Source organism: Streptomyces sp. NPDC001157, assembly GCF_053598255.1.
Genome location: NZ_JBSFJW010000004.1, coordinates 120,093 through 141,655 on the forward strand (window position 1 = coordinate 120,093; position 21,563 = coordinate 141,655).

The 21,563-nt window shown below is 70.0% G+C and carries 20 protein-coding genes; 10 read left to right on the plus strand and 10 right to left on the minus strand.

What is annotated here, in order from left to right:
• The first annotated feature begins 106 nt into the window (after nucleotides 1–106).
• The 5 genes from ACWDAG_RS08850 to ACWDAG_RS08870 all read left to right on the plus strand — a co-directional run bounded on the left by ACWDAG_RS08850 (nucleotide 107) and on the right by ACWDAG_RS08870 (nucleotide 5,688).
• The gene (locus ACWDAG_RS08850) at nucleotides 107–1,480 is read left to right on the plus strand and encodes an ABC transporter substrate-binding protein (protein ID WP_450694910.1); all 1,374 of its coding nucleotides are present in this window, start codon (nucleotides 107–109) and stop codon (nucleotides 1,478–1,480) included.
• Nucleotides 1,477–2,415 (plus strand): carbohydrate ABC transporter permease, encoded by a 939-nt coding sequence (locus ACWDAG_RS08855; RefSeq protein WP_450694911.1) that lies wholly within the window; start codon nucleotides 1,477–1,479, stop codon nucleotides 2,413–2,415. Before ACWDAG_RS08850 ends, ACWDAG_RS08855 begins: the two co-directional genes overlap by 4 nt.
• The gene (locus tag ACWDAG_RS08860; protein ID WP_450694912.1) at nucleotides 2,412–3,260 is read left to right on the plus strand and encodes a carbohydrate ABC transporter permease; all 849 of its coding nucleotides are present in this window, start codon (nucleotides 2,412–2,414) and stop codon (nucleotides 3,258–3,260) included. The genes ACWDAG_RS08855 and ACWDAG_RS08860 overlap by 4 nt, the downstream gene beginning before the upstream one ends.
• Nucleotides 3,257–4,246 (plus strand): zinc-dependent alcohol dehydrogenase family protein, encoded by a 990-nt coding sequence (locus ACWDAG_RS08865; RefSeq protein ID WP_450694913.1) that lies wholly within the window; start codon nucleotides 3,257–3,259, stop codon nucleotides 4,244–4,246. Before ACWDAG_RS08860 ends, ACWDAG_RS08865 begins: the two co-directional genes overlap by 4 nt.
• A 221-nt stretch (nucleotides 4,247–4,467) precedes the next feature.
• Nucleotides 4,468–5,688 (plus strand): TerD family protein, encoded by a 1,221-nt coding sequence (locus tag ACWDAG_RS08870; protein ID WP_450695187.1) that lies wholly within the window; start codon nucleotides 4,468–4,470, stop codon nucleotides 5,686–5,688.
• A gap of 51 nt (nucleotides 5,689–5,739) precedes the next feature.
• Here the strand turns inward: ACWDAG_RS08870 and ACWDAG_RS08875 are convergent, their stop codons facing one another.
• Complete coding sequence (locus ACWDAG_RS08875) at nucleotides 5,740–6,318, minus strand: TetR/AcrR family transcriptional regulator (RefSeq protein ID WP_450694914.1); 579 nt, start codon at nucleotides 6,316–6,318, stop codon at nucleotides 5,740–5,742.
• A gap of 171 nt (nucleotides 6,319–6,489) precedes the next feature.
• Between ACWDAG_RS08875 and ACWDAG_RS08880 the strand changes: the two genes are divergently transcribed.
• On the plus strand, nucleotides 6,490–7,935 hold the full coding sequence (locus ACWDAG_RS08880; RefSeq protein WP_450694915.1) for an MFS transporter: 1,446 nt from the start codon (nucleotides 6,490–6,492) through the stop codon (nucleotides 7,933–7,935).
• Here ACWDAG_RS08880 and ACWDAG_RS08885 read toward each other — a convergent pair.
• From ACWDAG_RS08885 to ACWDAG_RS08900, 4 genes are all read right to left on the minus strand, one after another.
• Nucleotides 7,932–8,948 (minus strand): 1-aminocyclopropane-1-carboxylate deaminase, encoded by a 1,017-nt coding sequence (locus tag ACWDAG_RS08885; RefSeq protein ID WP_450694916.1) that lies wholly within the window; start codon nucleotides 8,946–8,948, stop codon nucleotides 7,932–7,934. The two genes, ACWDAG_RS08880 and ACWDAG_RS08885, sit on opposite strands and share 4 nt — an antisense overlap.
• A gap of 20 nt (nucleotides 8,949–8,968) precedes the next feature.
• On the minus strand, nucleotides 8,969–9,616 hold the full coding sequence (locus ACWDAG_RS08890; protein ID WP_450694917.1) for a GntR family transcriptional regulator: 648 nt from the start codon (nucleotides 9,614–9,616) through the stop codon (nucleotides 8,969–8,971).
• Between the two features lie 83 nt (nucleotides 9,617–9,699).
• A complete protein-coding gene (locus tag ACWDAG_RS08895) occupies nucleotides 9,700–11,280 on the minus strand; it encodes a TROVE domain-containing protein (protein ID WP_450694918.1) in 1,581 nt (526 codons plus the stop codon).
• A 454-nt stretch (nucleotides 11,281–11,734) separates the two neighbouring features.
• A complete protein-coding gene (locus ACWDAG_RS08900) occupies nucleotides 11,735–13,180 on the minus strand; it encodes an alkaline phosphatase PhoX (protein ID WP_450694919.1) in 1,446 nt (481 codons plus the stop codon).
• Nucleotides 13,181–13,493: 313 nt separating this feature from the next.
• On the opposite strand from ACWDAG_RS08900, the gene ACWDAG_RS08905 reads away from it, so the two are divergent.
• Genes ACWDAG_RS08905 through ACWDAG_RS08915 form a run of 3 tightly spaced genes read left to right on the plus strand, consistent with a single transcriptional unit; the run spans nucleotide 13,494 to nucleotide 15,418 of the window.
• A complete protein-coding gene (locus ACWDAG_RS08905) occupies nucleotides 13,494–13,724 on the plus strand; it encodes a hypothetical protein (protein ID WP_450694920.1) in 231 nt (76 codons plus the stop codon).
• A 48-nt stretch (nucleotides 13,725–13,772) separates the two neighbouring features.
• Entirely contained in the window at nucleotides 13,773–14,939 is a 1,167-nt protein-coding gene (locus tag ACWDAG_RS08910; RefSeq protein WP_450694921.1) for a hypothetical protein, read from the plus strand.
• Nucleotides 14,940–14,977: 38 nt separating this feature from the next.
• Nucleotides 14,978–15,418, plus strand: coding sequence for a hypothetical protein (locus ACWDAG_RS08915; protein ID WP_450694922.1), 441 nt, complete (start codon nucleotides 14,978–14,980; stop codon nucleotides 15,416–15,418).
• A 117-nt stretch (nucleotides 15,419–15,535) separates the two neighbouring features.
• Here the strand turns inward: ACWDAG_RS08915 and ACWDAG_RS08920 are convergent, their stop codons facing one another.
• Nucleotides 15,536–16,984, minus strand: a complete 1,449-nt coding sequence (locus tag ACWDAG_RS08920; protein WP_450694923.1) for a hypothetical protein — start codon at nucleotides 16,982–16,984, stop codon at nucleotides 15,536–15,538.
• Between the two features lie 278 nt (nucleotides 16,985–17,262).
• Between ACWDAG_RS08920 and ACWDAG_RS08925 the strand changes: the two genes are divergently transcribed.
• Nucleotides 17,263–19,089 carry an endonuclease/exonuclease/phosphatase family protein gene (locus ACWDAG_RS08925; protein WP_450694924.1) on the plus strand — a complete coding sequence of 609 codons (1,827 nt, stop codon included), beginning with the start codon at nucleotides 17,263–17,265 and terminating at the stop codon, nucleotides 19,087–19,089.
• A gap of 15 nt (nucleotides 19,090–19,104) precedes the next feature.
• Here ACWDAG_RS08925 and ACWDAG_RS08930 read toward each other — a convergent pair whose 3' ends face one another.
• The 4 genes from ACWDAG_RS08930 to ACWDAG_RS08945 form a co-directional block, all read right to left on the minus strand.
• Nucleotides 19,105–19,839, minus strand: a complete 735-nt coding sequence (locus ACWDAG_RS08930) for an SRPBCC family protein (RefSeq protein WP_450694925.1) — start codon at nucleotides 19,837–19,839, stop codon at nucleotides 19,105–19,107.
• Nucleotides 19,840–19,852: 13 nt separating this feature from the next.
• Nucleotides 19,853–20,449 carry an ArsR/SmtB family transcription factor gene (locus ACWDAG_RS08935; RefSeq protein ID WP_450694926.1) on the minus strand — a complete coding sequence of 199 codons (597 nt, stop codon included), beginning with the start codon at nucleotides 20,447–20,449 and terminating at the stop codon, nucleotides 19,853–19,855.
• 92 nt (nucleotides 20,450–20,541) lie between these two features.
• Complete coding sequence (locus ACWDAG_RS08940) at nucleotides 20,542–21,099, minus strand: DUF3618 domain-containing protein (RefSeq protein ID WP_450694927.1); 558 nt, start codon at nucleotides 21,097–21,099, stop codon at nucleotides 20,542–20,544.
• A complete protein-coding gene (locus tag ACWDAG_RS08945) occupies nucleotides 21,096–21,515 on the minus strand; it encodes a phage holin family protein (protein ID WP_450694928.1) in 420 nt (139 codons plus the stop codon). The genes ACWDAG_RS08940 and ACWDAG_RS08945 overlap by 4 nt, the downstream gene beginning before the upstream one ends.
• Nucleotides 21,516–21,563: the final 48 nt, after the last annotated feature.

The window sequence follows — 21,563 nt, forward strand, 5'->3', positions numbered from 1 at the left end:
GTCCACGCCCGCGCGTGCGCGCCTGAAAGACCAACTCACCTCCCCTCCCAGGGCACTCCCACGCCCACAACCGCCCCTTATCTCCCCATATGTTCAGGAGCGATACATGCGCACCCCGAGCCGACGACGGCCACCGCGAGCCACGCTCGCCCTGGCCGCCGCAGGGACGCTGCTCGCCCCGCTGCTCTCCGGCTGTTGGGTCGGGGCGGGCGGGTCCGGTTCCGGCGGCAACTCCGTCAACGTCCTGATGGTCAACAACCCGCAGATGGTGGAGCTGCAGAAACTCACCGCCGCGCACTTCACCAAGGAGACCGGCATCAAGGTGAACTTCACCGTCCTGCCGGAGAACGACGTCCGCGACAAGATCAGCCAGGACTTCGCCAACCAGGCGGGCCAGTACGACGTCGCGACGCTCAGCAACTACGAGATCCCGATCTACGCCAAGAACAGCTGGCTGCACGAGATGAACTCGTACGTCGCCAAGGACCCGTCGTACGACGAGCAGGACGTCCTGAAGCCGATGCGGCAGTCCCTCACGGCCGACGACGGCAAGCTCTACGGCCAGCCCTTCTACGGCGAGTCGTCCTTCCTCATGTACCGCAAGGACATCTTCGCCGAGAAGGGCCTGACGATGCCGGCCCACCCCACCTGGGACCAGGTGGCGAAGCTCGCCGCCGAGGTCGACGGGGCCAAGTCCGGGATGCGCGGCATCTGTCTGCGCGGCCTGCCCGGCTGGGGCGAACTCATGGCACCGCTCACCACCGTCGTGAACACCTTCGGCGGCACCTGGTTCACCAAGGACTGGAAGGCCCGACTCGACTCCCCCGCCTTCGAGAAGGCGACGAAGTTCTACGTCGACCTGGTGCGGGGGCACGGCGAGTCCGGCGCCGCACAGTCCGGTTTCGCCGAGTGCCTCAACAACATGACCCAGGGCAAGGTCGCCATGTGGTACGACGCCACCTCCGCCGCCGGATCCCTGGAGGCCAAGGGCTCCCCCGTCAAGGGCAAGCTCGGCTACGCCCCCGCCCCCGTCGAGAAGACCGACTCCTCCGGCTGGCTCTACACCTGGGCCTGGGGCATCCAGAAGGCCTCCCGCAACCCCGACAAGGCCTGGAAGTTCGTGTCCTGGGCGTCCAGCAAGCAGTACGAGCAACTGGTCGGCGACACCAGCGGCTGGTCCAACGTCCCCGCCGGCAAGCGCGCCTCGACGTACACCAACGCCGACTACCGCAAGGAGGCCGGCGCCTTCCAGGAGATGACCAGGGAGGCCATCGAGGGCGCCAAACCCGACAACCCGGGGGTGCAGCCGCGCCCCGCGCCCGGCATCCAGTTCGTCGGCATCCCCGAGTTCACCGATCTCGGCACCAAGGTCTCCCAGGAGATCAGCGCGGCCATCGCCGGACGGCAGTCCGTCGACTCGGCGCTGAGGAAGTCCCAGCAGCTCGCCGAGAAGATCTCGAAGGAGTACGAGGGACGATGAGCGCCACGACAACCGCCCGCATCACGGCAACTCCCGTACGCATGACACGCCGGCCCTCCGCCCGGCTGCGCGCCTGGTCCACTCGGGCCCCGCTGCTGCCCGCCCTGGTCTTCATGATCGTGGTGACCCAGCTGCCGTTCGTGGCGACCCTGGTGATCTCGTTCTTCGACTGGAACGCCCTGTATCCCAAGGCCCGCCACTTCACCGGCTTCGACAACTACCAGGAGGTCCTCACCGACGCCGACCTGCGCCACTCGGTGTGGACGACGGTCCTGCTGACGGTGACGGTGGTCCTGGTCAGCCTGGTCCTCGGCCTGGTGCTGGCGCTCCTCCTCGACCGTAGGTTCCGGGGCCGAGGAGTGGTCCGCACCCTGCTGATCGCCCCCTTCCTGGTGGTCCCGGTGGCCGCGGCCCTGCTGTGGAAGCACGTCCTCTACAACCCCGAATACGGCCTGCTCAACGGCCTGTTGCACTATGTGGGCGGCCCACAGCCGGACTGGATCTCCAACACGCCGCTGCTCGCCGTAGAGGCCTCCCTGATCTGGCAGTGGACGCCGTTCATGATGCTGATCCTGCTGGCGGGCCTGCAGAGCCGCGACAGCCAGCAGCTCGAAGCCGCGCGCGTGGACGGCGCGAACGACTGGCAGATCTTCCGCCATCTGACGCTCCCGCACCTGCGCAGGTATCTGGAGCTGGGCGCCCTGCTCGGCTCGATCTACATCGTCCAGAACTTCGACGCGGTCTTCACGATCACGTCCGGCGGCCTGGGCACGGCGAATCTGCCGTACACGGTCTACCAGAGCTTCTACCAGGCCCACGAGAACGGCCTCGCCTCGGCCGCGGGCGTCCTGGTGGTCATCGGCTCGATCATCATCGCGACCTTCGCCCTGCGCGTCGTGTCGTCCCTGTTCCGCGAGGAGGTGTCCCGCGCATGAGCACGGTCGCCGTACGAACGAGCCCCCGCCGCAAGGGAGTCGGCCTGGGTCTGGTGGCCTGGCTGCTCGGCGTCGTCTTCTTCCTGCCCATCGCCTGGATGGCGCTGACGTCCTTCCACTCGGAGTCGGACGCGGCGACCAACCCGCCGTCCTTCGGCGCCGCCCTCACCCTCGACGGCTACCGCGAGTTCTTCGGCACGGGCGGCGGCGCGAGCCCCTGGCCGGCGCTGGTCAACTCCGCGGTGGCGTCGGTGGGTTCGACGGTCCTGGTCCTGCTGCTGGCCCTCCCCGCGGCATACGCACTCTCCATCCGCCCGGTGAAGAAATGGACGGACGTCCTGTTCTTCTTCCTGTCGACGAAGATGCTGCCGATCGTGGCGGGGCTCCTCCCGATCTACCTGTTCGCCAAGAACACCGACATGCTGGACAACATCTGGCTGCTGGTCATCCTCTACACCTCCATGAACCTGCCGATCGCGGTGTGGATGATGCAGTCCTTCCTCGCCGAGGTACCGGTGGCGGTGATCGAGGCGGCGCAGATCGACGGCGCCCGGCTGCCGACGATCCTCGCGCGCGTGGTGGCCCCGATCGCCCTGCCCGGCATCGCCGCAACGGCCCTTATCTGCTTCATCTTCAGCTGGAACGAGCTGTTGTTCGCCCGAGTCCTGACCGGCGTGGTGGCCGAGACGGCCCCCGTCTTCCTGACCGGCTTCATCACCAGCCAGGGCCTGTTCCTGGCCAAGGTGTGCGCCGCGTCGCTCGTCATCTCCCTGCCGGTGCTCGCCGCGGGGTTCGCCGCCCAGGACAAGCTGGTCCAGGGCCTGTCACTGGGAGCCGTCAAATGAAGGCCGCCGTCATCGAGTCCGTGGGCCGCGCCGTCGTCACCGAGGTCCCCGACCCGACACCCGGCCCGCGCGAGGTCGTCGTCGAGGTCGCGGCCTGCGGCCTGTGCGGCACGGACCTCCACATCCTCCAGGGCGAGTTCGCGCCCAAGCTGCCGATCGTCCCCGGACACGAGTTCGCGGGCCAGGTGGTCGGGGTCGGGACCCAGGTCACGGAGGTCGCGGTCGGTGACCGGGTGGCGGTCGACCCGTCCCTGTACTGCTACGAGTGCCGGTACTGCCGTACGGGCCACAACAACCTCTGCGAACGGTGGGCCGCGATCGGCGTCACGACGGCCGGCGGCGCGGCGCAGTTCGCGGTGGCGCCGGTGGCGAACTGCGTGAAACTGCCCGAGCACGTACGCACGGAGGACGCGGCCCTGGTGGAGCCTCTTTCCTGTGCCGTCCGCGGCTACGACGTCCTCAAGTCACGCCTGGGCGCGCACGTCCTGATCTACGGCTCGGGGACCATGGGCCTGATGATGCTGGAGCTCGCCAAGCGCACGGGGGCGGCGAGCGTGGACGTGGTGGACCTGAACCCGGCGCGGCTGGAGACGGCGGTACGGCTGGGGGTGTCGGCGGCGGCTTCGAACGCGGACGAACTGGACCGGCCGCAGGGCTGGGACGTCGTGGTCGACGCCACCGGGAACGCGGCCGCGATCCAGGACGGGCTGGGGCGGGTCGCGAAGGCCGGCACGTTCCTGCAGTTCGGGGTGGCGGATTATGCGACGCGGGTGACGATCGATCCGTACCGCATCTACAACCAGGAGATCACGATCACCGGTTCGATGGCGGTGCTGCACAGCTTCGAGCGGGCGGCGGAGTTGTTCGCCAACGGGGTGCTGGATCCGGAGATCTTCATCAGCGACCGTATCCCGCTGGAGCGGTATCCGGAGGCGCTGGACCAGTTCGCGGCGGGGGTGGGCCGCAAGATCGTGGTGATCCCGTAAGGGGTGTCGCCCCCGCCGCCCCTACCCGTCCCGTCCCTGGGGGCTCCGCCCCCAGACCCCCGTTCGGCCTGAACGGCCTCGTCCTCAAACGCCGGACGGGCTGAAAGACCAAGCCCGGCAAAATCAGCCCCTCCGGCGTTTGAGGAGCGGGGGTCCGGCCAATTGGGCGCAGGGTAAGGGAACGGTAAAGCGCCCCCGCTCGTTCACCCGGCATGACAGCTATGACCCCCGGCTCGAACATCCCTCTCCCCACCGCCCGCGTAACGGTGGACGTCGCCGCCCCCGTGCGGCTCGACGTATCGGGCCTGCTGCTCACCGCCGACGGCAAGGTGCGCTCCGACGACGACTTCATCTTCTACAACCAGCCGGTCGGCCCGGGCGTGACCTACCGGTCGGGCGGGGGCACGGCACCCGACGCGATCACCGTCGACACCGCCGCCGTCCCCCCGGGCATCGAGAAGATCGTGGTCACCGCCAGCCCGGACGCCCAGGGCCAGACCTTCCAGGGCATCGAACCGACGGCCACGATCCGCAACGCGGACGACAACACCGTCCTGGCCACGTTCACACCCCCGCAGCTCGGCACCGAGACGGCACTGGTGGTCGTCGAGATCTATCTGCGGGGCGGCCAGTGGAAGGCCCGCGCGGTCGGCCAGGGCTACGCCAACGGCCTGGCGGGCATCGCCACCGACTTCGGCGTCACGGTGGAGGAGCCGGCCGCGGCCGCCCCGCCCCAGCCGGTCGCCCCGCCGACGCCCACGATGCAGCCCCCGGTGACCCCGCCGGCCCCGCCCCTGTCCACCACCCCGCCGCCTCCGCCGGCCACACCCGCCCCCGCGGCGGGCCCGCCCGCCCCCGGCACCGGAAAGATCAACCTCGACAAGGGCCGGGTCAGCCTCCAGAAGAACCAGACGGTGTCCCTCGTCAAGGGCGGCCGCCCGCTGCTCTCGCAGGTCAAGATGGGCCTCGGCTGGGAGCCCGCCTACGGCGGCAAGGACATCGACCTGGACGCGTCGGTCATCGCCTACGGCCCGCAGCGCAACCACATCGACAGCTGCTACTTCGGCAAGCTGTCCATCCTCAACGGGGCGATCAAGCACTCCGGCGACAACCTCACGGGTGAGGGCGGAGGCGACGACGAGGTCATCGTGGTCGACCTCGGCCGCATCCCGCAGGAAGCCACCGGCCTGGTCTTCACCGTCAATTCCTTCTCCGGCCAGAAGTTCACCGAGGTAGCCAAGGCCTACTGCCGCCTCCTGGACGCGGCAACCGGCGAGGAACTCGTCCGCTTCGACCTCACCAACGCCGAACCGCAGACGGGCGTGATGATGGCCAAGCTGATCCGCCAGTTCTCCGGCGAGTGGGAGATGACGGCGATGGGCGAGTTCGTGAAGGCCCGCACGGTCCGGAACATGGTGAAGCCGGCCGCGCAGGCGCTGTAGCCCGTCCTGCGAACGACCATGGGCGCCCCCGGCCAGGGGGGCGCCCGGCGTTCACGCCTCGGTTGCGGGACGCAGACCGTCCGTCAGCAGCGACAGATAGCGGCGGATGTACTTGCCCTCGCCGTTCGCCAGCTCGGACGCCGTGGCCACACCGTGCGCCAGCCGCAGGATCTCGATCGGCTCGACGTCCTCGCGCAGGGTCCCCTCCCGCTTCGCCGCCCCGACCAGCCGTTCCGCCGCCCCCTTCACCGAGTTGCCGCAGGCCGTGACCACGGCACTGCTGCCGTCCGTGACGGCCGAGCCGAGCAGGGTCTTGAGGCCCCTGACCTGGATCATCCCGGCGCTGAGTTCATTCAGCCACTCCACCAGCGCCTCGCCCGGCGGCAGTTCCCGCGCGAAGTCGTCGGCGCGTGCCGCGAGCGCCTCGATGGCATCGACGTACACCGCCTCCAGCAGCGCCTGCCGCGTCGGGAAATGCCGGTACAGCGTGCCCGACCCGACCCCCGCCCGCTTGGCGATCTCGTCGAGGGACGCCTGCTCCCCATACTCGGCGAAGGCCTCCGCCGCCACCTTCAGCAGCCGCTCATAGTTGCGCCGAGCGTCCGCGCGCATGGGCCTGACCTGCGTCATCCAGATACTCCTTGCGAACCGGGGACCCTCTCCGTATCTTAGCGAGAGTTAAACGGAGACAGTCCCCGGTTATCTCCGCGGGCCACCTCGCCTGCCCGTACTCCATCACTTCGTGATCACTTCGTGCTGCCCGCGCACATCCGCCCCGGGGCTTCGCAACGGGAGAACTCCATGTCCAGCCCGTCCGGCACCACCACCGAAGCACTCTTGACACCACAACACCCCGCCAGGCTCGGCACCGTCCTCTTCGTCATCGTCACCGCCTACCTGATGGTCGGTGTCGACTCCACCGTCGTCAACGTCGCCCTGCCCGACATCCAGCAGGACCTCGGCTTCAGCCGCACCGGCCTGTCCTGGGTCCTCAACGCCTACACGCTCGCCTTCGGCGGTCTGCTGCTGCTCGGCGGGCGCGTCGGGGACATCGTCGGCCGCCGCCGCACGCTCGCCACCGGCGTTCTGCTCTTCGCCGGCTCCTCCCTGCTCGGCGGGCTCGCCACCGACAGCGCCTGGCTGCTCGCGGCCCGCGCGCTGCAGGGCGCGGGCGCCGCGCTCACCGCCCCCAGCACCCTCGCCCTGATCACCACCAACTTCCCGGAGGGCCCGCGTCGGCACCACGCCCTCGGCATCTACTCCTCCATGGCGGGCATCGGCGCCTCCATCGGACTGGTCCTGGGCGGCATGCTCACCTCCTGGGCGTCCTGGCGCTGGGCACTGCTGATCAACGTCCCGATAGGGATCGGGGTGGCCCTCGCCCTGCCCCGCTTCGTCAACGAGACGCCGCGCCACGCAGGCCGGTTCGACGCGGCCGGCGCACTGACCGGCACCGCGGGCATGACCTCACTCGTATACGCCTTCATCCGGGTCTCCGAGGCGGGCTGGAGCGACACCCAGTCGCTGCTCGGCTTCAGTACGGCCGCCGCCCTGCTCGCCGCCTTCACTATTGTCGAGTCCCGCGCCGTCCAGCCGATCATGCCGCTGCGGCTCTTCTCGGACCGCAACCGCGCGGGCGGCTACGCGGGCGTGCTGTTGCTGCCGGCCGGCATGTTCGGCGCGTTCTACTTCCTCACCCTGATGAGTCAACAGGTCCTGGAATACAGCCCGTTGCGCGCAGGATTCGCCTTCCTGCCGATGACCCTGGCGATGTTCACCACCGTCCGCTTCGTGCCGCGGCTGCTGGCCCGGTTCGGGGTCAAGCCGGTCCTGCTCACCGGCATGGGCCTCCTCGTCGCCGCGGCCGCCTGGCTGTGGCGGCTCGAACCCGGCGAGGGCTACCCGTCCGGTCTGCTCGGCCCGCTGCTGCTGATGGGCGTCGGTGTCGGCCTGAGCTTCATGCCGCTCAACGCGACGATCCTCGCCCGTATCGAGCCGCGCGAGGCGGGCGCCGCCTCCGGCCTCCTCCAGACCCTGCAGTGGCTCGGCGGCACCCTCGGACTGTCCGTCCTGGTCACCGTGTTCGGCACGGCGACCCGGCATGCCTCCGGCACCCCGGCCGAGATCCTCACGGAAGGGTCGGCGCGCGCGTTCGGCGTCGGCGCACTGATCGCGCTCGCCGCCCTGCTGGTGTCGGCGTTCGTGATCACAGGGCAGAAGCAGGTCGCCCGGCGTGAAGCCGCTTAGAACAGGGCGCTGTACGCGTTGAGCGCGGGCTGCCCGCCCAGGTGCGCGTAGAGCACGGTCGAGTCCCGGCCGATCTCCCCTCGCTCGACCAGGTCCACCATCCCGGCCATCGACTTCCCCTCGTACACGGGGTCGGTGACCATTCCCTCGGTGCGGGCCGCGAGGCGCATGGCGGCGAGAGTGGTCTCGTCGGGGATGCCGTAGACGCCCGCGTGGTACCGCTCGTCCAGTTCGACGTCTTCCTCGGTCAACTCGCTCTTGACGCCGATGAGTTGGCCGGTGTTCCGGGCGATCCGGGCGATCTGCTCCCGGGTGGTGGCGGGCTTGGCCGAGGCGTCGATGCCGAGCACGCGTCGGGGCCGTCCGCCGGCCTCCTCCAGGGCGGCGAACCCTGCGACCATGCCGGCCTGGGTCGACCCGGTGACGGAACACACCACCACCGTGTCGAAGAAGACCCCCAACTCCCGCTCCTGCTCGGCGACTTCGTACGCCCATCCGGCGAAGCCGAGGCCGCCGAGCGGGTGGTCGGAGGCCCCGGCCGGGATGGCGTACGGCTTGCCGCCCGACTCCTCCACCTCCCTGAGCGCCTGCTCCCAGCTCTCCTTGAACCCGATCCCGAACCCGGCCCGCACCAGCCGTACGTCCGCCCCGGCGAGCCGGCTGATCAGGATGTTGCCGACCTTGTCGTACACGGAGTCCGGCCACTCCACCCAGCTCTCCTGCACCAGCACGCACTTGAGCCCGGCGCGGGCGGCGCAGGCGGCGACCTGGCGGGTGTGGTTGGACTGGACGCCACCGATGGACACGAGCGTGTCGCAGCCCTTGGCGAGCGCGTCGGCGACCAGGTACTCCAGCTTGCGGGTCTTGTTGCCGCCGTAGGCGACACCGGAGTTGCAGTCCTCGCGCTTGGCCCACAGGGAGGCGCCGCCGAGGTGGGCGGTCAGGCGCTCCAGCGGGTGCACCGGCGAGGGGCCGAAGAGGAGCGGGTAACGCTCGTACGAGGAAAGGGACATGGGTCCTCCCGGGGTCGGGATCAGTCGCCGTCGGCGAGGTCGTCGGCGAGGGTGCGCCAGATCTCCGCGGTGACGCGGACCGCCTCAGCCACGTCGCCGTCCGCGCAGGCGTCGATCAGCTGCTCGTGCAGGCCGGCCGAGCGGCAGGTGCTCTCGCCGAAGCGGCGTCGCTCCAGTCGGCGGATGAGGGGGGTGTAGCGGGCGATGGTGGCGGCCGCCGCCAAGTTGCCGGCGACGCGCACGAGCACGTCGTGGAGCTCGTCGTCGGCGCGCAGGGCACCGTCGACGTCCCGCGAGCCGACGGCCGCGGCGAACCGCTCGTTGGCCGCGCGCATCGCCTGGATGTCCGCGGCGAACAGCCTGGGGACGGCGACCCGCGTGGCCAGCTCGTGCATGGAGCCGACCACGGCGGCCGCGTCCCGCACCTCGGCCGTGACGACCGGGGTGACCCGTGTATAGCTCTGCGGCTTGCTCTCCAGCAGCCCCTCGTCCACCAGCCGGGAGAAGGCCTGCCGTACCGGCGCCCGGGACAGCCCGAGCCGCTCGGCGAGCTCGGCGTCCCGCACCACGGCGCCGGGCTCCAGCTCCCCGGCCACGATGGCGTCCCGGATGGATTCGTAGGCGCGGTCCCTGAGGAGGGTGCGCTCGACGGGTCGTATGGCCTCCATGAACTGAAATGTTAGATGTCAGTCCGGGCACGGACAAGGGTGTGGCCCGCACCCCGTAGAAGTGCGGGCCACGACCGTGCGACTCAGGCCGCCCAGGGCCAGTCGGCACTCTGTGCCGCCTCAAGCAACGGGACCATGCGGAAAGCCGCATCCGTAAGGCCCCCGAAGGTGTGCCGGTTCGCCTTGCCCGAGGGGCCGTGGCCCACCCGGTAGCCGGCGAGGTTCCAGGTGTACACCGGCACATGCGCCGGGACCTGCTCGGTCGGGTCGCCGTGGCGGCTGTACGTGTACTGCTCGTCGGTGACGATCAGTACACGGTCCTGCCCCCGGTAGTGCGCGCGGATCGCCGAGGTGGTGTCGGTGCCGCCCAGGTCGCCGAAGCGGCCGAGGATCTTCAGCACCGACTCGCCCTCGTCGAACGACAGCCGTCGGCTCGTCGTGCCGAACTCGACGAGGTCCGCCTCCGCCGCCCGCAGTGCGAGCGCCGTGCCGAAGATCGCCGCGGCGTCGGCCCGGTTGAGCTCCGAGCGGTCCGACAGCGGCGCCCACATCGAGCCGGAACGGTCGACGAGCACCAGCGTCCGGCCTGGCAGCGCGGGCACATTGGCCAGCGAGTGGCCGAGCGCCTGCTCCAGCGGGTACGACCAGCGCAGCGAGGGCGCGTGCCGGTACGCGGCGAGGTACCGGAAGGGGTACTGCCGCGAGCGCGCGACCTCCGCCGGGTCGCTGATGCGTGCGGCCACCTGGGCCGCGACCTTGTCGGAGACGCCGGCCTGGTCGAAGTTCCGCAGGTTCCTCACGAGCGCCATGACCCCCGTGGACGGGATCACGGCCTCCCAGGCCGCCTTGTCCATGGGCCCCTGGAGCCACCCGGCCAGCGCCTCCCAGGTCATCCCGGCCGCCGCGAGCCGCTCCGCTCCACGGCGCGAGGTCACGACCGCGCGCCGCTCGGCCACCGGCACCGCCATCAGCTCGCGGTGCGCGGTCAGTACGCGGTTCGACGTCGGCGGCACCGCGGTGTCCGGGTTGTGCCGGCGGTCGAGGGCGTACTGGAACAGCTCGCCCTGCCACGGCTTGTCCGGGTCGGGCGCGGCGTGCACCAGGTTGAGGATGTCGCCGAAGCGGTAGCCCTTGGACGCGGTGTCGTACTTCAGCAGCGACTTGCCGCTGTAGAGGCGGCGCACGGCGTCGGCGATCCCGCGCTTGACGGGCTTGGGGACGCTGCGGCCGTACGTCGCGGTCCAGTACGCGAGCAGTTCGCCGGGCTCGTCCGGCCGCTGCAGTACGGAGGCGATGACCCGGCGGTTCGACGGGCCGTCGGTGGCACCCGCGTCGAGGCGTGCCTTCACGTACTCGGCGGCGCCGACGAGCGAGGCCGTACGGATGTTGCCCTCCCCGCGCAGCCAGGCCAGCAGACCGGCGGTCCAGGTCGGGTCCTCGACGGCGAGCCGCCGTACGAGACGCGCGAACCGGTCGTCGCGGTCGGCGCCGCTCTCGTAAAACGTCCGCTGCGACACGAAGTTGGCGATCGCGAGCAGAAAAAGCTCGGAGCGCTCGTCCCGCTCACGGCCGCGGCCGCCCTCGTATGTACGGAGCACGCGGCCCGTGGAGGTGACACGCGAAGTGGGCTGCGCCCGCGCAGCCTTGGTGTTGAATCGCGCCATGGTGAATTCCCCCGAATTCGTTTCCGTTTCGGAGGGAGGCGCAGCAGAAGGAGGGTGTCCGAGGTCGAATTCGGCTGCGGTGCTTGTCAACTGGCGCGTCTTCCGTTCCGCCACACCGAACCCGGGTCGATGACGGGATTCGAACCCGCATGAGGGCTTTCCCCCACCAGTCCCCTGAAGTATCCGCTGCCTGCGCACCGGGCACCCACCTTGAGCTGCGCCTCCCCGAGATCAAATGGTTCGCACCGGGAGGTGCAATGAAGTTGTGGTGTCCAGAGTTCAAGGCCGGCGGAACCGACGTAGGTGCTCTAACCCCTGAGCTACACCGGCGCGTTGTACCGGTGGCGGGACTCGAACCCGCGGCCGCCCCATTATGAGTGGAAGTAGGTCCTGCCTTCGCACCTGGACGTTCATCACTCTAAGAGGCGTACCGCGGGACGAGCGACCGAATTAATTACCCGCGCTTCTGGCGCTTCCAGGGCCCGGTGATCGCCAGCATGATCCCCGGCTCCTGAATGTTGGCGAACAGCGTGCTGCCGTCGGGCGAGAAGGTGACACCCGTGAACTCGCTGTATTCAGGCTTCTCTTCGGTGCCGATGTTGAGTTCGTTGCGGGCGATCGGGTACGTGCGGCCGCTGTCCGTCGCGCCGAAGAGGTGCTGAAGGCCCTCGCCGTCCTCCGCGATGACCAGGCCGCCGTACGGGGAGACGGTGATGTTGTCCGGGCCGTCGAAGTTGCCGTCCGCGGAGGGGTCGGGGTTGACGCCGAGCAGGACCTTCAGAGTCAGGGTGCGGCGCTTGGGGTCATAGAACCAGACGGCGCCGTCGTGCTGCACGGGGCTCTCGGCACGGGCGTAGGAGGAGACGATGTAGGCGCCGCCGTCGCCCCACCACATGCCTTCGAGCTTGCGGGCGCGGGTGACCTGGCCGGTGGTGAACTGCTTGCGGACGGAGGTCGTCTTCGCGTCGCGGTCGGGGACGTCCACCCAGTCGACGCCGTAGACCGTGCCGATCCTCGTGGCCCGGGAGAGGTCGTCGACGAACTGGCCGCCGGAGTCGAAGCACTTGAAGGCCTGGAGGACGCCGGCGTCGTCGGCGAGGGTGCGGAGCTTGTCGCGGCCGTGGCAGAAGCCCTCCGGCGGGGTCCAGCGGTAGAGCAGGCCGTTGGGGGTCGCCGCGTCCTCGGTCAGGTAGAGGTGGCCGCGCCTGGGGTCGACCACGACCGCCTCATGGGCGTACCGGCCCAGCGCCTTGATGGGCTTGGGGTCACGGTTGGCGCGGCGGTCGGCGGGGTCGACCTCGAAGACGTAGCCGTGGTCCTTGGTCATGCCGTTCTGGCCGGCCTTGTCCTCGGTCTCCTCGCAGGTGAGCCAGGTGCCCCAAGGGGTGTTGCCGCCCGCGCAGTTGGTGGAGGTGCCGGCGATGCCGACCCACTCGGCGACGTGGTCGCGGCGCACCTCGACGACCGTGCAGCCGCCGGATGCGGCGGGGTCGTAGACGAGGCCCTCGGTGAGCGGCACGGGGTGCGGCCAGTTGGCGCGCGGGCCCTTCAGCTCGTGGTTGTTGACGAGGAGGGTGGCGCCGCGGGGGCCGTCGAAGGTGGAGGTGCCGTCGTGGTTGGAGGGGGTGAACTCGCCCGACTCCAGCTTGGTCCTGCCGCTGTAGGTGATGATGCGGTACTTGAAGCCTGCGGGGAGGGCGAGGATGCCGTCCGGGTCGGGAACCAGCGGTCCGTAGCCGACGCCGCCGTGTGCGCCGGCGGACTCCCCGTCGGCGTCCTCGCTGTCCGTTGACGCAAGGGCATTGGGGGCGGTGGCGAGGGCGCCGACGCTGCCCGCCAGCGCGACACCGGCACCGGTGATCGCGGATTTTCTGGCGAAGTCCCTGCGGGTGAGCGACATGGTGTCTCCTGTGACGGTGGGCGTGCCGTGGAGGGTGGCGGACCTCGGTCGGCGCCACCGTCCCGCCCACGCCTGAACGGGAGTTGAACACCGGGCGACGCCTGCAGGCTCGCTTCCATGAATCCGTACGCATAGGACCACGGGACTCAAAAAACTCTGGTGTCCGGGTAATTGGTCAGACGAATCTTCGTAAGGAAGGTCCAATGACGCTTATCGTCACCGATCCCATGATTTAAGGCAGGACACCTTGACCGCCGGTGTCCACGGCAATAGACACCCAGTTGCCTGGAGAACCCGGGGGAGGCGAGCCGAAGTGGACGCACGTCGTGCGCGCAGCCTCCATGAGGGCCGGCTGATGGGCCTGCCCAACGTGACGGGGGTCGGAACCGGGAAGGACGAGGCCACGGGCCGGGACGTCATCATCGTCTTCGTGACCCGCAAGGTGCCCCGGGACCGGCTCAGGGACGAGGACGTGGTTCCGGAGGAACTTGAGGGCGTACCCGTGCGCGTACTCGCGATCGGCGAGGTCTGGGCGCAGGAGTAGCCGCGGTCCCGGAATCACCGTGACACCGCGGAAGAAGGTGGTCTGGCCGTGACGAGCCAGCCCGAACTGATGCGAGGACCGACCGGCGGACAGCTCAGCGACAGTTCCCGGCAGCAGGCGCTGTCGGACTTCCTGCGCCGCGAGCAGCCGCTGGCGAACGTGGTCGGCTTCGGCCACGGCGTGAAGTGGAGCGGCGGTGAACCCACCGGCCAGGAGGCCGTGTTGGTGTTCGTGACGCAGAAGGTCCCGGAGTCGATGCTGCCGGAGCGGGACGTGGTGCCGTACCGGATGGACGACGGGACGCCCACGGACGTGGTGGCGGTCGGCCATGTCGCCGCGCAGCGCCAGCAGCGGCAGACGGGCCCGCGCCGTGAGGAGCGGCGCGGGACGGCGTACGGGCCCGACGGCGGCGTCGAGGACCAACTGGCGCGTCTGACCCAGCCGTTGCTCGAGGAACTGAGCGGTGCTCCGGCGGCGTTCGAGCCGCAGATCCTCAAGCGCCGTATGCGGCCGTGCCCTTCGGGCTTCTCGGTGGGCAACGTGCGGGTGACGGCGGGCACGCTGGGCAGCGTGGTGTACGACTTCCTGCCGGGCGCGACGGTCGACCCACCGGGCCCCGGCCTCGGCACGCCCGCGAAGTTCTACGTGCTCTCCAACAACCATGTGCTGGCTGACTCCAACCGGGCGCAGCTGGGCAGCCCGATCGTGCAGCCGGGTGTCTTCGACGGCGGCACGGACCCGGCGGACCGGATCGCGACGCTGGACCGCTTCATCACCATCCAGTTCGCGCCGCAGATCCCCCTGGACCGGCAGAACAACGTGGTGGACTGCGCGCTCGGCGCGGTGGAGTTCCAGGACGCCACCCGTGAGCAGTACTTCAGCGGGGCCCCGCGCGCCTGGCGACGCAAGGCCAATGTCGCGGTCGGCGACCTGGTGAAGAAGACGGGCCGGACGACCAACATCAGTTTCGGCCGGATCATGGCGGTCGACGCGACGATCGACGTCAACTACGGCACGGCGGGCACGGCCCGCTTCAAGGACCAGATCCTCACGACGAACATCTCGGCGGGCGGCGACTCGGGCTCCCTGGTCACCTCGCTGGACAACGTCGCGGTGGGCTTGCTGTTCGCGGGTTCGTCCACCGTCACGATCGCCAACCACGTCGAGAACGTCCGCGCGCTGCTGCGCATCGAGGTCGCCGAGCAACTGGCCTGACGGTCGATCGATTTCCGTACGAGGAAAGGCTCGTTCCCATGACCACACAGGCACGCAGGCAGAGGCCCGCGGCGTCGGTGGAGCACCGCTTCCACAACGCTCAGGGCGCCGAGGTCAAGACGCGCGACGAGGCGTTCGCGGGGCAGCAGGAGGTGTCGCCGGAGGCTGTGTCCGCCACGGCCAAGCTGGAGCTGCACAACGGGGCGACGGTCACCTGGGAGCTGGAGGTGAAGTACAACCCCAACACCCATCCGTACGTCGTCCTCGGCGGCCAGATCACGGGCACCATCGCCAGTCCGCCCTGGAACATCACGGGCGGCTTCATCGGCGACACCATCCGCCTGGACGCCAAGCAGCACAACGGCACCACGACGGTCACCATCGTGGGCGAGTACCAGAACCCGCCCGCGTACCGCGGAACGTACGGCTTCAACGGAGCGACGTCGTCCTTCAAGCACACGACGGTCTACCACTGCTAGGCGTTACGTTCCCTGCGCCCCTTCAAGGGGCGCGGGGAACTGCGCGACCAGCCACGACGAGGCCCGCAGACAACCAACTACCCATCGCGGCACAACCCGCGGAGCGGAGCGCGCAGCTCAACCCCCGTGCTGCGACCGCGCCTTGAACGCGGCCTTCCGCGCTTCCTTCGCAATCCGCTTGTCCGGATGCAGCCGCCCCATCGCCTCCAGCACATCCGCCGTGGCAGGATGGTCGACCCGCCAAGCCGCCGCGAAGAACCCGCCGTGCTGAGCGGCCAACCCCTGCACCAGCGCCCGCAGCTCCTCGGAGTTCCCCTCCGCAGCCAGCTGCGCGGCAATCGTGTCGATGGTCAGCCAGAAGATCATCGCCTCGGACGGCGCGGGCACGTCCGGTGCGCCGTGCTCGGTCAGCCAGACCCGGGCGAGGCCCCCCAGCTCCGGGTCGTCGAGGACTTCGCGCAGTGCGGGTTCGGCCTCGGCGCCGACGAGGGACAGCGCCTGCTGGCAGCGCAGCCGGCGCAGGGGCGCGCCCGCGTCCAGACCGCGGGCCGCCGCCAGCAACTCCCGTGCGGCGGCGAGGGGTTCGCGGCGGGCCAGCCACTGTTCCGTCTCGGCCTGTGCCGCGGCCTGGGGGAAGGTGGCCGTGCCGTCGAGCAGCGCGTCGGCGCCCTTGTCCACGAGGTCGCCGACCGCGGGCGCCGTGAGCCCGGCCTCCAGCAGCCGTGCCCGCAGCCCGTACAGGCCGAGCGGGGTCAGCCGCACCATGCCGTAGCGCGAGACGTCGGTGTCGTCGGCCCGGGCGGCGGGTTCCGCGGCAGCGTCGTCGGGCTCCGCCATCAGCGCCTCGTCGACCGGCTGGTACTCGACGAGTCCCACCGGCTCCAGCAGCCGGAACTGGTCGTCGAGCCGCATCATCGCGTCGGAGACCTGCTCCAGGACGTCGTTGGTGGGTTCCCCCATGTCGCTGGGCACGATCATCGACGCGGCGAGGGCGGGCAGCGGGACGGGTCCGTCGCCGGGGCCGTCCTCGCTGACGGTGAGCAGGTAGAGGTTGCCGAGGACACCGTCGAGGAACTCGGCCTCCGCCTCGGGGTCCCACTCCAGCCGGGAGAAGTCGATCTCGCCGGTCTCGTCGAGGGCGCCTTCCAGGTCGTCCAGGTCGGGGACGCTCGCGTCGGCGAGCACCGTCTCCAGGGCCTCCTGCCACACGGCCAGCACCTCGTGCGGCGAGCCCTGGGTGAGCAGTGCCAGGTCCTGTCCGGCGGTGACGGTGTCCTCGTCCTCGGAGTCCTCGGAGTCGACGATCTCGACGAGTCCGGTGTCCACGGCGACCCGCCAGGCCTCGCTCGCGAGGGCCGCGGCGTCGTCCCCGCTCAGCCCGAGCTGTTCGGCGGCGGCCGGCAACTGCTCCTCCACGAGCCCGCCCCCGGCGTCGACCCGGGTGTCCGGCCCGGCCCAACGGGCGAGCCGCGCGGCCCGGGAGAGCAACGGTGTGGCCAACGCGTCCCGCGCCAGCTCCGCTTCGGGATGCAGCCGCACCGGCGGCAGGGGGGAGCTGTCTGACATCGGCTGGTTCTCCTCGGGCGTGTCGTACCACTCAAACGCTCAGCCTAGACGGATTTCCACCCATGCCGCCCGGTTCATCTCCCGGACCCCGTCCGTACATGGCCGAAACCTTGACAACTGGCGGGAGTACACAGGAGATTGACGCGCGTAGAAATGAAGCGGACATATGTTCACTGTATTTTCTACGCGCGTCGCCACCGCCCCACAGGTCGCGGCCTCGGACCGTCCCACGCACCACCCTCGTCCCGGCACCCACGCATGTCCCCGGAGGGATCCCGTTGCCGAGCAAGTCTTCCGCGCGTCTCGCCGCGCTCACCGTCGCCGCCGTCTGTTCCGCGGCGTCCGCCGTCGCCCTGACCTCACCCGCGCATGCCGACACCGTGCGCATCCATGACATCCAGGGCAGCACGCGCATTTCTCCGTACGCCGGCCAGAAGGTCGCCGACGTGGCCGGAATTGTCACCGGCGTGCGCACCTACGGCTCCTCCAAAGGCTTCTGGATCCAGGATCCGAACCCGGACGACAACCCGGCGACCAGTGAGGGCGTATTCGTCTTCACCAGCTCCACCCCGAAGGCCGCCATCGGTGACTCCGTCACGGTCACCGGCACGGTCTCCGAGTACGTGCCGGGCGGTGCCTCGTCCGGCAACCAGTCGGTCACCGAGATCACCAAGCCGACGATCACCACCGTCTCCACCGGCAACGCGGTGCCGGCTCCGACGGTGATCGACGCGAAGTCGGTGCCCGCGCTCTACACCCCGGCGGGCGACACCGCCGCGAGCGGCTCGATCAACGGTCTGACGCTGCAGCCCTCGACGTACGCCCTGGACCACTACGAGTCCCTGGAGGGCATGAACGTCCAGGTCGCCGACGCCCGCGTGGTCACCGCGACCGACCCGTACTCCGAGCTGTGGGTCACCGTGAAGCCGCACGAGCACCGCACCCACCGCGGTGGCACGCTGTACGGCTCCTACGAGTCGCAGAACACCGGACGCCTGCAGATCCAGTCGCTGGGCGCGACGGCCGACTTCCCCAAGGCGAACGTCGGCGACACTCTGACCGGCACCACGGCCGGCCCGCTGGACTTCAACCAGTTCGGCGGCTACACCCTGGTCGCGAGCCAGTTGGGCACGCTGAAGAGCGGCGGTCTGCAGCGCGAGACGACGCAGAAGCAGTCGCGCGGCGAGCTGGCGGTCGCGACGTACAACGTCGAGAACCTCGACCCGTCCGACAAGACCTTCGACGCGCACGCCGCCGCGATCGTGAACAACCTGCAGTCGCCCGACATCGTGTCCCTGGAGGAGATCCAGGACAACAACGGCGCCACGGACGACGGCACGGTCGCCGCCGACGTGACGGTGAACAAGCTGATCGACGCGATCGTCGCGGCCGGCGGCCCCAAGTACGACTGGCGCTCGATCAACCCGGTCAACGACCAGGACGGCGGCGAGCCCGGCGGCAACATCCGCCAGGTGTTCCTGTTCAACCCTGAGCGCGTCTCCTTCGTGGACCGCGCGGGCGGCGACTCCACCACGGCCGTCGGTGTCACCAAGGTGAACGGCAAGGCGCAGCTGACGGCCTCCCCCGGCCGCATCGACCCCTCCGACGTCGCCTGGAAGTCCAGCCGCAAGCCGCTGGCCGGCGAGTTCGTCTTCCGTGGCCGCACGGTCTTCGTGATCGCCAACCACCTGAACTCCAAGGGCGGCGACCAGGGGCTGACCTCGCAGTACCAGCCCCCGACCCGCAGCTCGGAGACCCAGCGCCACGCCCAGGCGACGCTGGTCAACGCGTTCGTCAAGAGCATCCTGGACGTCCAGAAGAACGCGGACGTCGTCGCGCTCGGCGACATGAACGACTTCGAGTTCTCCGACACCGCCAAGATCCTGGAGGGTGACGGCGAGCTCTGGTCGGCGATCAAGTCGCTGCCGAAGAGCGAGCGTTACACCTACGACTACCAGGGCAACCAGCAGGTCCTGGACCAGATCCTGATCAGCCCGTCGATCCGGCGGTCCTGCGACTTCGAGTACGACAGCGTGCACGTCAACTCGGAGTTCAACGACCAGATCAGCGACCACGACCCGCAGGTGCTGCGCTTCCGCCCGTAACGGGCCCGGCCCCGCTCAGGACTGGCTGAACACGCCGTTCAGCCAGTCCTGCCAGGCGGCCTCGCACTCCTTGATGTCGGCGTCCGGGGTGAAGTCGTGCAGGGAGATGCCGACCGGGTGACCCCAGTGGTTGCGTCCGAAGATGCGGGTGAGGCCGCGGTCCGTGCGCAGCCCGATGAAGTACGGGTTGCGGAAGTCGACCACGGCGTCGAACTCGTCGGGCCCTCGGACCGTCACCCGGGTGCCGGCAGCCACGTCATCGCCGACACCGAGCGCCCGCCCGACGACGGCGAGGGCGTCGGCGGCCTTCGACGCGTCGGGCCCGTCGAAGGTGGCGAAGGCGGCCGGCCGCGGCGCGAAGTGCACCAGGTACTCGCGCAGGGTGTGCAGATAGAAGTCGGTGTGCTTGGCAGCGCCGTCGTACTGGTTGTCCCAGTCGTCGACGAAGATGCCGCTGTGCACGTATCGCACCCACGCCCGACGGCCCTCGTCGCGCGGCTCGATCGTGTAGTCCAGCTGGTTGAGCGTCTGCTCGGTGATGCCTTCGACGTCCTCGACGCGGTTCGTGTAGCGGTGCGGCGGGTCCCAGGCGACGACCTTGGACCCGAAGGGTCCCGTGCCGCCGACCCGGGGCTCCGGCGGCTCCATCGGCCACAGATATCCACCGGTTCCGGTGGTGATCGCCTCCCACACCTCCTCCGGAGTGGCGTCGACCTCGAACTCTCTGGCGATCTCGAATTCCTTGGACATGGTGGGCTCCTGACTAGTCCTGCTCGGTTGCCTTGAGGGTGGGATGGACGGCCACGACGATCCGGTGGTCGCGTCCGCCTTCGGCGTCGGGCGCGTCGTACTTGCGGATCAGAGCGGTGACGCCCGCCGTCAACTCCTGGACGAACGCGGCCCGTTCGGCCGCGGAGGCGAAGCGCACCTCGCCGTCGAGCGCATACGTGGCCAGCCGTTTACGGGCCTTCGCGGCACCGGTGATCAGCGAGCCGACGTCCCGCACGAGCCGGGCACCGAGCGCCAGCAGCCACCGCGCGGACAGCTGATCCCGGAAGCGGTCCGGGTCGGGCTGCACGGCGGCGAGCGCGAGCGGCGAGATGACGTACGAGGCCGCGGTGGCCTGCATCAGCCGCTCGGTGACATTGCCCTTGCGGCGCTCCCCGGCCAGCTCGACCAGGCCGTGCCGCTCCAGCGCCTTGAGGTGGTAGTTCACCTTCTGCCGCGGCAGGCCGACCCGGCCGGCGAGCATCGCCGCCGACGCGGGTCCGGCCGCCAGCTCGGCGAGCAGCGCGGCCCTTGTGGGGTCCAGGGAGACGGCGGCGGCCTCGGGGTCCTCGATGACGGTCACGTCCAGCATGCGTCCACCGTCCCACCGAAAACTTTTTTTGTCCAGAAGACTGAGATTTTCGGTGGGACGGTGTCAGGGCAAGTGGCAGGACGGTGGTCCTGTTACCGCTTGGGGTACCTCCAGCCCACCACCACGACAACGACCAGCGCCGCTCCGATGACCAGCGCGGGCCGCGGATGCCGTACCGCCGCCCTGACGACGGGGCCGGCGGGCCAGGGCATGTCGTGTTCGGCCCTGTGCTCCAGCGTGTGTCCGGTCCGGGTGGCCCTGTCCTGGGCGGCGTGGCCCGCCGTCAGAGCCCGGTCGTGCACCTGGTGACCGGCGCTCGTCGCCCTGTCGTGCACCTGGTGGCCTGCCTGCGTGGCCCGGTCGTGCACCTGGTGACCCGCCTGCATGGCCCGGTCGTGCACCTTGTGGCCGGTCTGCGTGGCCCGGTCCTGGACCGCATGGCCGGCCTGCGCGGCCGTGCTGCGCAGCTGCACGGTCATGGCGCTCGCCTTGTCCTTCAGGTCGGCCGCCCGGGCCCGCGCGCGTCCCTTCACATCCATCTTCTCCGCCAACTCCTCCACAGTTGCGCCGAGTTGACTGCGCGTCTGCTCGATCTGCCGCCTCAGCTCATCGGGCCCCTTGGCGCCGGAAGGCCCTGCCCTGTCCGTCATCGGTGCACCCTTTCCCTGATCTCCTCGACATCGGCACGGACGCTGCCGAGGGTCTCCTCGGGCGTCGGCGGTGCGGCGCGGCGCAGCTGGGCGCGGCCGGTCACGGCCAGCACGCCCGCGATCACGAACAGCACACCGGTCACGATGAGCGCCGCAGCCCAGACCGACAGCACCAGCGAGAGAGCGGCGACGCCCGTGCCGGCCAGAGCGAGCAGCCCGGCGTAGGCGAAGGCGCCCGCGGCGCCGAGCAGTCCGCCGCCGCGCCCGGCACGCCGGCCCTTGGCGGACAACTCCTCCTTGGCGAGGGCCACTTCCTGTCGTACGAGCCGGGAAAGCTGTTCGGTGGCCTGTCCGACGAGCTCGCCCACCGAGTGGTGACCGTCGCGCACCGGCTGGGGGTGCATGGTCCCGGTCATGGGGTCGCCTCCTCTCGCGTCCCTCTCGGCTTCCTCCGTTCGGAGCCC